Below are 11116 nucleotides of genomic sequence, written 5' to 3' on the forward strand. Positions count from 1 at the left end.
CCCCCCCCCCCCCCCCCCCCCCCCCCCCCCCCCCCCCCCCCCCCCCCGCCTCCTTTTTTCATGCGGCGGAATTTTTATTTGGGCGGCTCGGGCATCACCGCGTAGATGGGCGGGGTCACGTCGAGCGCGACCGGGCCGGGCGGCCCGTGCTCGGAGAGCCAGGCCTCCCGCTCCGCGTCGAGCGTCTCCCGGAGGGCGTAGGGGTCGGGCCGCCCGGGCAGCGAAACCTCAGCGGGCGCGGGGGTGGGGGCGTACGCCTCGGGGCAGGCGGGGACGGCCAGCTCGGTGAGGATGGTTTCCCGCTGCCCGGGGGTGATCGCGCCCCCGTAGTAGGCCGCGAGGGATTCCCCCCAGCGGTGGTCGGCGAGCATCGTCCGGTCGTCCCGAAGGAAGTACCGGAAGCTCACCCGCCCCGATTTGACGACGTTCTGTTCGAGCTGCGGGTCGAGGTGGTACCATTTCCCGTCGAGCTGTACGACGGTCCACGCGTGGTCGACGAATTCCCCCTCGACCGAGATCGTGAGCCCCGACACATATTGCGCATTGTAGCCCATCCGCCGCAGCAGCACGGTCATCGCGGCCGCGAAGTCCTCGCAGGAGCCGACGCCGAAACGCAGCGGGCTGAGGGCGCGGTTTTCGAGGTAGGGGGGCGGCGCGTCTGGGTCGCCGTGGTACCGCCACGCGTCGAGGCCCACCGGGTCGGCGAAGTAGACGTTTTCGATGAGCCAGAGGTAGGCTGCGCGGATCTCCTCCGCGGGCGGCAACTCCCGCGCCAGAATCGGCGCGGCGATCCCGTCCGCCAGCGAGGCGATCCACGCGTTTTTAAGCGGCAGCGCCGCGCGCCCGGAGGGCGCGGGCGCGACGCTCTCCGCTCGCGGCGGAGCCTCGGAGGCGGCGGGTTCGGAAGCGGCCGCCGACGCGGGAGGCGGCGGTTTTGCCGGCGCGCCGCAGCCCGCGAGCAGGAGCAGGGACAGAAATAAAGCGGCGAATTGTTTCATAAGGGTTCTCCCGTCGGTTGGTACCCTCATTATAATGGGATAGGGCGGGAAAAGCAAATATTCGGTTGACAGCTGTCCCCTGCGGAGGGTACAATTTTGTTAATAGAGTGTGTACATCAGAGGGAGGTGCGGGGATGCGGCGGATGCTGGCGGCGGTCCTGGCGCTGCTTTTTTTGTTCGCGGGCTGCGCGCGGGCCGCGCCGCTCCCGGAGGACGAACCGCCCGCCGCGCCGGCGCGCCCGGAGGGCTACGCACGCTCCCTGCTGGACGGGGAGGGGCGCGCCGCCTACGACGAAATGTGCTCTGCGGCGGAAGGCTGGCGGGTGGGGGAGGAGATCCCCCTTGCTTCCCCGGCGTCCGCGCGGACGATGCGGGCGGCGTACGACGCGCTGCTGCTCGACCGGGCGGAATTCTACTGGCTGCGCTGTGAAATCCCGGCGGGGGAGCGGGCCGACCGATTCACCCTGACGGTGGAGGAGGGACTCACCCTCCCGGCGGTGCGGGAACGACAGCGGCAGATCGACGCGGACGCGGACGCCCTGCTGGACGGCATGGAGGGCCTGCCCGCCCCGGAGGCGGCCGTGTGGGCGCACGACGCGCTCCTGCGCCGCGTCTCCTATGAGGAGGGCGCGCAGGGCGGTGACGCGGGCAACCTCTACGGCGGGCTGGTGCGCGGCGGCGGGGTGTGCGGCGCCTACAGCCGCGCCTACCAGTACCTCATGCAGCGGCTGGGCGTGCCCTGCGCCTTTTTGAGCGGCACGAGCGTGCGGGGAATCCCCCACGCGTGGAACGCGGTGAAGCTGGAGGACGGGTGGTACTACGTCGACGCGACATGGGACGACCTGCCCGACGAGACCGGCTACCTCTACCACGACTACCTGCTCGTCACGCTGGAGGAGATCTCCCTCGAGCACTTCCCCGAGCCGGGGCAGTACCGCGAGCTTCCGCCGGGGGACTCCGACCGCTACAGCTACTACCGGCAGTTCGGCTACTGCGCCGACCTCGGCGACCCCGACCCGGTCGCGGCGATGGCGGCGGGCTTCGCCCGCCGGCTCGCGGACCAGCCGCTTCCGGCGGCCAGGCAGCCCGTCTTTCTCGAAATCAAGCTCTTTGGGGAGTACGAGGTGTTCACCCGCTGGCGGGATATCTACCACAGGGACATCTTCCCGTTGCTGCGTGCGGTTTCCGCCCGGCTGGAGGAGGAAAACATCCCGGTGGAAATCGACACGACCGGCTACATCGAATATAACTATAACGACAATACCCAGGTGCTGACGCTCTTCCCAAACGCGTCGGCGTCCGTATGAACGACCGGAAAGGAGAGCGCGCCATGTCTGAGTTTGACGACAACCGCCCGCAGAATGAAAACGGGGACCCCTCCCCGCAGGAAGAGCCCCGCCCCGCGCCGGAGCATTCCGGGGAGGACGCGGGGGCCGCGCCCCCGCCGCGCCATGGGAAGAAGCCGAAGCTCAGCCGTCCCGCGCTGATCGCTCTGGCCGTGCTGGCGGTCTTTGTACTGATCGGGATCGTGGGCTGGTGCATCACCCTCAGCTTCCCGAAAAACCCCGTCAACGCCCCGGCGGCGCCCGTGGAATCCGAGCCGTCCGGCGAGTGGAACTACCCCTCGCAGGACGCGATGAAGACGCTCACAGTCGACGATTTCTACCTGCCGCTCGACGGGGCGGTCCGCGTCCGCTGCGACGTTCCCGCCTCTCAAAACGGCCTGTCGGCCGGCTTCCTTGAGGAGAAGGTTACCTTCGACCCGCCGGTGGAATTCACCGTCGGACAGGAGGATGAAAAGTGCTTCCTCCTGTATGTGGAGGACGGCAAAAACCTCAAGGACGCCCGGCTCAAAATCAGCTATTACAACAGCGACTACGACTACGAAACGGTGGTGGATTCCCACTTCTCCGCACGGGTGAGCCTCGGGGAGGGGGCGGCTGGAATCCCGATCGAGGGACCGATCTTCGTCGAGTTTTCCGACGAGCTCGACCCCGCGTCGGTCGCGGGACAGGTGCAGCTGCGCCTGCCGTCCGGATCCGACGAGGACGCGCAGGTCGCGGCCGTGCCCTGCGCGGTGAGTGCCGAGGGCAACCTCGTCAAGCTCGCGCCCGAGGCGATGCTCGATTATAACACGAACTACTCCGTGACGGTCGCGGCGGGGTTCGGCTCGAAGAACGGCCTGACCCTCTCGACGGGGCGGGTGATGGAGGTGCGCACCGAATCGCGCGACTTCTCCCTCATCATGACCAACCGCGGGGTCAACACCTTCCATCCGGACGACGAGGTCGCGCTTGAATACCAGCTCGACACGGTGGCGAAGAAGGGACGGGAGGCGGAGGTTTCCCTCTGCCGTCTGGGCGGCTTCGACGCCTATGTGGCCCTGCTGCTCGGAGAGGAGCCGGAGAGCGCACCCGAGGCGATCGGGCAGGCGCGCACCGAGCAGATGAAGGAGGGCCTCAACACGGTCGCCTTCCCGAACCCCGGCAGGGGCTACTACGCGGTCGTGACGACGGTCATCGACACCAAGACGAAGGAGCCGGTCACCGACTACAAGGCCTTCCAGGTCGCGACCGCCTCCCTCTACATGCAGTCGGCCCAAAAGCAGATGCTCCTCTGGCTCAACGACTCCGCCACGGGCGGCAGCCTCGCGGGCCACACCGTAAGGTTTACCCAGGACGGGAAGGAGGTCGCCTCCGCCGTGACGGGGGAGGACGGCAGCGCGGTCTTTTCCTTTGAGCCGCCCGCCTATGAGGACCCGGCCGCGGCGGAAAGCTACTACGGCAAGGGGATGCCCCCCGCCAAGCCGGTGCTCTTCACGATCTACGACCCGTCGGGCGCGCCGGTCTACGCGGATGTCACCCGCGGCATGACGACCGAGGCGTACTACTATGGCGGCGACTTCGGGCGCAGGGAGGACCGCTACTACGCCTTCTTCTATCTCGACCGGGCCCTCTACCGCCCGACCGACACGGTCCACTTCTGGGGGTATCTGAAGCCCTACCGGATGAACCGCGGGGCCATGCCGTCGGCCGTGACGGTCACCCTCGACCCGGACGGCGTCAACCAGCAGGTGCGGGCGGCGGTCCAGGCGGACGGCACCTTCACGGGGGAATTCTCCTTTGAGCAGATCGTAAGCCAGGATTACGTTGTGCAGGCGACCATCCCCTGCACCCCCTACACCGACCCCTACAGCGGCGAGGTGGTGTCCACCCGCGTCCTGGATTCGATCTACATCGACGTCAAGGAGTTCACCACCCCCGCCTATACGATTGCGGGCGAGGTCGACGGGATCATCTACCGTTACGGCGACGAGGTGACGGCGACGATCACCCCCACCTTCTACGACGGGACGCCGCTCCCGAACTACCCGCTCGAATTCAGCCTCTTCAACCCCTACAGCGGCAACTTCGAGGCGGTACGCACTGTGACGACCGACGCCCAGGGGGTGGCGCGCGTCACCTTCAAGGCGGGGGAGGGGGTCACCGAGGGCAAGTCCTCCTGGACGCCCCGGGCCGGTTACTACTACGTCAAAATCGCAAACGACGGGGAGAACGTCACCTTCCAGGGCCGGTACGTCTACATCCCCGCCAACGTGATGCTGCGCCCCTCGCTGCGCTTCGGCGCGGACGGCAACGCCTCCCTCACCGTGCTCGCCAACCGCATCGACCTGAGCCGCGTCACGAGCCGGGAGCAGGCGGACGGCCTGATCGGCGGCTACTACGACTACAACGACAACTACGACAGGAAGTACGACGTCCTCGTCGGCGAGCCGGTCGACATGCAGCTCTCCTTCGACGCGCGGTACGACTATTATGATCCCAAGGGAGAGTATCAAAGCGGAAAGGTCGGCGGCATGGTTCCGCTCACGGCCGGGCGCGGGACGCGGGAAGCCCTCATCGAGCAGGAGTTCGACGGGAACTACTACGCCTATGTGAGCGCGAGCGTCTCCTACCGGGCCAACGGCAGCGAGATCGTGGCGGGGGCCTACGCCGACAACGGCAAGCCGTGGCCGGGCGACCGGGACGCCGAGAAGGAAGCGATCCGCGGCTACACCTTCGACATCTACAAAAACGGCGCGCGCAAGCCGGTCCAGCAGTATGAGCAGTACCTCGCGCGCAGCTTCGTCGAGGCGGACGTGGGGGACACCCTGCGGTTTGAACTGCGACACGAGGGCGCGCCGGTTGGGGACGTGAACGGCCGGATGCTCTACACCTTCCTCCAGGACGAGATCGTGGGGCGCGGCGACGCGGGCGACGGGTTTGAGCTGACGGTGGGCCAGCAGCACGCGAACAGCATCCTCGTCGTGGCCGCCTACTTCGACGGGCGCGACGTGCACGCGGTCAGCAACGCCTACGTGCGCACCAAAAATGAGAGCATGGCGCTCACCGTCGAGGCGTCTACCGACAAGGAGGCCTATCGGCCGGGCGAGCAGGTGACGGTGAAGGCGAAGGTCACCGACCGCGCCGGCAGGCCGGTGAGCGGCGAGATGGTCGTGAGCGTCGTGGACGAGGCAATCTTCGCGCTGCGCGAGCAGTACTTCGACGTGCTCAACGAGCTCTACGGCGAGCTCGATTTCTACACCTACTACGTCTATAAATACACGACCTCCGCCGGGGACATCGACCCCTTCAACCAGAGCGGAGACGGCGGCAAGGGGGACGGCGACAACCTGGCGGCCTACGACAGCTTCCGCAAGAACTTCAAGGACACCGCCGCCTTCTATCCGCTGCGCAGCGACGCGAACGGGGACGCGTCGGTCACCTTCACGCTGCCCGACAACGTCACCTCCTGGCGGATCACGACGATCGCGATCGGCGACAACCTCTACGCCGGGTCCTCCAAGACGAATTTCGCCGCGACGCTGCCCTTCTTCGTAAAGCCGGTCATCAGCCCCAAATACATCGCGGGCGACGAGGTGGCCGTCCTCGTGCAGGGCCACGGCGACGCGCTCTCCGAGGGGGATGAGATTTCCTACCAGGTCCGCGTAACCGGCGACGGGGTCGACCGGACCTTCAACGAGACGGGCAGGGCCTACCAGCCGGTCCAGCTCAACTTTGGCAAGCTCGCGGAGGGCGAATACACCGTCACGTCAACCGCGCAGTTCGGCGGGATGCGCGACACGGTGGAGCTGCCGCTCGCGGTCATCCACAGCAACCTCGAGCTTGTCGTCAACCGGGAGATCGACCTGCAAAAGCCCATCGACATCCAGGCGATGCGCTACCCCGTGACCATCACGATGTACGACGAGGAGTTCGAGCCCTACTACCTGAGCGTCTCCTCGCTGCTCACCCACTACTGCTTCCGCGTCGACCAGCGCATGTCGCGCTATGTCGCCAAGCGGGCGCTCTCGTCCCACCTTGAGCCCGAGCAGCTGCCGCAGCACATCCGCGCGGACGACGGCGACGTTGCGGGCTTCCAGAACGCGGACGGCGGAATCGGCTGGTATGTGAACGGGCCGAGCGACCCCGAGGTCACCTTTAAAATCCTGCTTGCGGCGGGGGACGAGTACAGCAAGCCGCGGATGCGCGTCTACTTCGCCGCGGCCGCGGAGGATTCCTCCGCAGACCCCGTCGCGCGGGCGGCGGCCCACGCGGGACTGGCGGTGCTCGACCCGTCCCACACCGCGAAGATCCGTGAGATCCTCGCGGCGGGCAACGTCCCGTTCGAGGAGCAGCTCTACTACATGGCGGGCCTCGCCGCCGCCGGGGAGCGGCAGGAGGCGCGGGAGCTCTATGACGGGATCGTCACGCCCAGGCAGCGTACCCACGGGCAGGAGAAGTGGCTGGAGTTTTCCAATCTGCCCAAGGACTACCAGCGCAGCGCGGAGAACCGCCGGTGCACCACGCTCGCGTGGATCACCGCCTCCGAGCTGGGGCTTTCCGACGCGGACGCCTACGCCTACTATTTCGCGCGGGACCGCTGGCGGATCGGCTCGGTGCTGGAGTGCATGATCTACGTCGCCAACTTTGACAGGCCGGTGCCCGCCCCCGCGAAGTTCTCCTGCACCGCGGGCGGCGAGACACGCACGGTCGACCTGGGCGCGACCGGCCGCGCGACGATCACCCTCAACCGCGGCGACATGGAGGGCCTCGCCTTCCACGGGGTCCCCGACACGGTCAGGGCGACCGCCTACTATATCGGCGAACCGTCCGAGGTCGGCATCGAGCAGTCCGACACCGTCCATGTCCGGAAGGATTTCCTCCCGATGGAGGGCGGCAAATACAAGGTCACGCTGACCGTCGACTTTGAGGACGCGGCCTCCTACGGCTACTGGAATGTCAGCGACTGGGTGCCCTCCAACATGCGCCTGCACACAGTGGCGAGGCAGCCGCAGAGCAACCAGTTCTGGGTCAACTGGACGCAGGAAAACCAGAAGATGTACTTCGAGTTCTACCGCGACGAGCGCAGCCCCTCGCGGGTGCTCATCGAGTACTACATCCAAAAGACCTACGACGCCGAGGCGGTCGTCGACCGCGCCTATGTCATCTGCGCCGATTCGGGCGAGAACGCCAACACCGAGCGTTCCACCCTCGGCTGAAAAGTGCAGGGGGCCCGCAAACGCGGTTTGCGAGCCCCTTGCTTTTCGACATGAAACTTGTTACAATGGGGGAAAACAGGACGGGAGGTGGCGCCATGAATGTCAGGGAGATCGCAAAGCTCGCGAACGTTTCGATCGCGACGGTCTCGCGCGTCATCAACCGGCCGGAGGTCGTGCTGCCCGAGACGCGGGAGCAGGTGCTCGCCGTGATGCGCAAGGTCGGCTACAGCCCGGCGCCCCACGCGGGCGGGGGCACGCAGCCCAAGGCGGTCGGGCTTTTGGTGCCCGACGCGGAGGACTACCTTGCCATCCGCCTGATGGCGGGCATCGAGAGCGTCGCGGCGCGACGGGAGCACGCGGTCTACCTCTGCAGCACCAAGGGCGGCACCGACCGGGAACGGCAGGCGATCGCGGGCGCGCTCGAACAGCGGATGCGGGGGCTCGTCATCTACACGAACACCCTCTCCGCCGAGGACGCCGCCGACCTGCAGCGCAGGCGGGTGCCCTTCGTGCTGGTGGGGCGGAGCGAGGCCGCGCCCCAGCACAACGCCTGCTACATCAACTACGAGGAGGGCGGCTACCGGATGGTGCGCCACCTGCTCGAGCTGGGACACCAGAAGTTCCTGCTCCTCTGCGAGGCGGGCTCGCCCAACATTGAGGCGCGCATGTGGGAGGGGCTCTGCCGCGCGCGGCGGGAGCTGATGACCGGGCCGGGCGGCGACCGGGTGCTGCACGCCGAGGGCGGCTCGATCCGCGCGGGCTACGACGCCGCGCGGGAGGTGCTCGCCGGGGAGCAGCCGGACGCGGTGTTCGCTTCGAGCGACGAGCTCGCGCTCGGGCTGATGAAGGCGCTGCAGGAGAACGGGGTCGGGGTGCCCGGGCAGATTGCGGTGACGGGCTTCACCGATTCGCCGGTCGCGGGGGTGGTCACCCCCGAGCTGACCACCGTCGAGCAGCCGACCCACCGCCTCGGCATGGTCGCGGCGCGCATGCTTTTTGATCTGATCGACGACGAGAGCCTGCTCGACGGCACGCCGCAGGAGATCGTGCTGCTGCCAAAGCTGAAGGTCCGGAACTCGTGCGGCAACCGCAAACCGATCAATACGCTGTTTGAATAGCGAGGTGAGGAAGTTGGAATACAAGCTGGATTTTATGGGCCTGCCGCTCAAGAACGCGGTCATCGTGGCCGCGGGGCCGTGGGCCGGGGACGCGCGCAGCATCCAGAAGTGCATCGACGCGGGCGCGGCGGCGGTCATCACCGAGACGATCGTCATGGAGGAATCCGCCCTGTTCGGGCCGCGGGTCTACTATGAAAACGAGGAGCTGCTCAACATCTCCCTCTACGGGCACCGGCCCCTCGAGGAGTGGGAGGAGCAGGTCGAGCGCATCCATAAGAAGGGGAGCTTCCTCATCTGCAGCATCCGCGGGTCGAGCCCGTCGGAGCTCGCCTACATCGCGCGCCGCGCGGAGCGGCTGGGGGCGGACGCGCTCCAGCTCGACCTCTTCGCGCCGATGGACGCGATGCTCGAGGAGATCAACATGCGTCCCGAAAAGCTCTACGAAATGACGAAATGCGTGACCGGCACGGTGAAGATCCCCGTCATGGCGCGCCTGCCCCACAACATCAGCGCCTCGACCGCCTACATCCGCGCGCTCGAGCGCGCGGGGGTGTCGGCCATCAGCGCGATCGAAAGCCTGCGCGGGATCTCGGGCGTCGACCTTGAAAACCGCCGGACCAAGATGCCCACCTACGGCGGCTACACGGGCAAGCACATCCGTCCCGTCTCGCTGGCGGCGACCGCGACCCTCTCCCAGATGACCGACTGTCAGATCTGCGGCGTGGGCGGCGTGGAAACCTATGAGAACATCCTCGAATTCATGATGCTCGGCGCGGCCACCGCCCAGCTCGGCTCGGTCATCATGCTCAAGGGCTACGACGTGATCACCGAGACGGTGAAGGGCCTGGCGGGCTGGATGGAGTCGCACGGCTGCCAAAGCTACGGCGAGATCATCGGCGCGGCGCTCCCGACCCTCTCCCCCTACGAGAAGATCGATCGGATGCGTGCGGTCAGCTGCCTGACCGAGCCGTGCGGCGACCGCGCCTGCGGGCTGTGCGTGCGCGGCTGCATGTACGAGGCGCTCACCTTCGGGGAGGACGGGGTCCGATGCGACCCGGCGCTCTGCACCGGCTGCGGGCTGTGCGTCCAGCGCTGCCCCAAGGGCATCCTCAAGCTGAAAAAGGCCCCCCGGGCCTGAATATCCCGCAACAGCAATGCGGCCCCCCCCGCCCCCCCCCCCCCCCCCCCCCCCCCCCCCCCCCCCCCCCCCCCTCCCGGCCGCCGGAGAGCGGCAGATTTTCCAACAGTCAGGATGGTTCGTTTGTTTGACTTCTTAGGTCCCTTTTCACTGATCGTCTACTTCGCGGTCGGCATCATCATCGGCGTGACGATTTTCCCGCTCAGGTGGCTCCGGCTCAACGGCTGGCTTCAGACGGCGGGCATCGCGCTCACCCTCTTTTCAATGGGCGCGTCGATGGCGGGCAGCCCCACCTTCCTCACCGACCTGCGCACGGCGGGCGTGCGCGCCTTTCTCTTCGCGGCGGTGACGATCGCGGGCTCGGTGCTGCTGGTCTACATACTCTCCCGGATCACCCTGCCGCGGCAGGTGCGGAAAAAGGAGGATGCGGAATGATCCTCTTCGCGCTCGGCAGCCTTCTGCTCGGCATCCTGTGCGGGTACTTCCTCTTTCCGCCCGAGGCGGTCCCGGTGATGGACAGGCTCATGTCCTACGCGCTCATGCTGCTGCTCCTCTCGGTCGGCATCGAGGTGGGCACCAACAAGACGGTCTTCCGCAAGATCCGCGAATACAACGTGCGCATCCTCGTCATCCCCTTCGGGGTGGCGGTCGGCTCGATCGCGGGCGGGCTGCTGCTCGGTTTTTTCCTCGGCATGCCGGTCAACGAGAGCGCGGCCGTCTCCTCCGGGTTCGGCTTCTACAGCGTGTCGGCGGTCATCCTGCGGGGGCTCGGCGGCGCGCAGCTCGGGACGGTCGCGTTCATGACCAACGTCCTGCGGGAGCTGATGGCCTTTCTGATGATCCCCTTCGTGGCGCGGCATTTCGGGCGCTACGCGGCGGTCGCGCCGTCGGGCGCGACCGCGATGGACACCACCCTGCCGGTGATCGCGCGGGCGACCGACGACGAGACGGCGCTGATCGCGGTGATTTCGGGCGTGGTGCTCACGGCGCTCGTGCCGGTGCTCGTGCCGCTCCTCTACAACCTGCTCTAATCGAAAACAGCCGCCCGGAGGGCGGCTGTTTTCAGTCATAAAACGGGGGAGGGAAAGCGTTTTTCCGGCCGCGATGCCGGATCATCAAAAAAACCGGCCCAATCGGGCCGGTTTTTTGTCGGATTGGAGCATACGGTTTTTCTTGACAGGATTGACCGGATGTGGTAAACTAATATACTGTATCAAAATGGCTATTTCTGCGGAGATTTAAAAAAATTATAGCACGTTTCGACAGATTTGGCAATAGTGATCTGCAAAATTTACGGGAGATTCTTTAAAATCCTGTCTGT

7 protein-coding genes are annotated in these 11116 nt (G+C 66.7%); 6 read left to right on the forward strand and 1 reads right to left on the reverse strand.

Features of this window, described 5'->3' with window-relative positions; translation table 11 throughout:
• Positions 1-74: 74 nt before the first annotated feature.
• Positions 75-998: a transglutaminase-like domain-containing protein gene (locus tag NE609_RS10875; protein WP_256152497.1), complete on the reverse strand. Its 924-nt coding sequence runs from the start codon at positions 996-998 to the stop codon at positions 75-77.
• Between the two features lie 134 nt (positions 999-1132).
• On the opposite strand from NE609_RS10875, the gene NE609_RS10880 reads away from it, so the two are divergent.
• The 6 genes from NE609_RS10880 to NE609_RS10905 all read left to right on the forward strand — a co-directional run bounded on the left by NE609_RS10880 (position 1133) and on the right by NE609_RS10905 (position 10826).
• Positions 1133-2305: a transglutaminase domain-containing protein gene (locus NE609_RS10880; RefSeq protein WP_256152498.1), complete on the forward strand. Its 1173-nt coding sequence runs from the start codon at positions 1133-1135 to the stop codon at positions 2303-2305.
• 23 nt (positions 2306-2328) lie between these two features.
• Positions 2329-7539: an Ig-like domain-containing alpha-2-macroglobulin family protein gene (locus tag NE609_RS10885; protein WP_256152499.1), complete on the forward strand. Its 5211-nt coding sequence runs from the start codon at positions 2329-2331 to the stop codon at positions 7537-7539.
• 95 nt (positions 7540-7634) lie between these two features.
• Positions 7635-8657, forward strand: coding sequence for a LacI family DNA-binding transcriptional regulator (locus NE609_RS10890; RefSeq protein ID WP_256152500.1), 1023 nt, complete (start codon positions 7635-7637; stop codon positions 8655-8657).
• A 13-nt stretch (positions 8658-8670) separates the two neighbouring features.
• Positions 8671-9795 carry a 4Fe-4S dicluster domain-containing protein gene (locus NE609_RS10895; RefSeq protein ID WP_121586480.1) on the forward strand — a complete coding sequence of 375 codons (1125 nt, stop codon included), beginning with the start codon at positions 8671-8673 and terminating at the stop codon, positions 9793-9795.
• Positions 9796-9918: 123 nt separating this feature from the next.
• Positions 9919-10230 carry a LysO family transporter gene (locus tag NE609_RS10900; protein WP_121586960.1) on the forward strand — a complete coding sequence of 104 codons (312 nt, stop codon included), beginning with the start codon at positions 9919-9921 and terminating at the stop codon, positions 10228-10230.
• The gene (locus NE609_RS10905) at positions 10227-10826 is read left to right on the forward strand and encodes a lysine exporter LysO family protein (protein WP_101549286.1); all 600 of its coding nucleotides are present in this window, start codon (positions 10227-10229) and stop codon (positions 10824-10826) included. Before NE609_RS10900 ends, NE609_RS10905 begins: the two co-directional genes overlap by 4 nt.
• The last annotated feature ends 290 nt before the right edge of the window (positions 10827-11116 follow it).

Origin of the sequence: Anaerotruncus sp. DFI.9.16 (genome assembly GCF_024461615.1) — a bacterium.
Lineage (GTDB): Bacteria > Bacillota > Clostridia > Oscillospirales > Ruminococcaceae > Anaerotruncus > Anaerotruncus massiliensis.

Coding starts and splice junctions, on each gene's coding strand:
- NE609_RS10875 (WP_256152497.1), bottom strand. CDS start 998: ATGAAACAATTCGCCGCTTTATTTCTGTCCCTGCTCCTGCTCGCGGGC.
- NE609_RS10880 (WP_256152498.1), top strand. CDS start 1,133: ATGCGGCGGATGCTGGCGGCGGTCCTGGCGCTGCTTTTTTTGTTCGCG.
- NE609_RS10885 (WP_256152499.1), top strand. CDS start 2,329: ATGTCTGAGTTTGACGACAACCGCCCGCAGAATGAAAACGGGGACCCC.
- NE609_RS10890 (WP_256152500.1), top strand. CDS start 7,635: ATGAATGTCAGGGAGATCGCAAAGCTCGCGAACGTTTCGATCGCGACG.
- NE609_RS10905 (WP_101549286.1), top strand. CDS start 10,227: ATGATCCTCTTCGCGCTCGGCAGCCTTCTGCTCGGCATCCTGTGCGGG.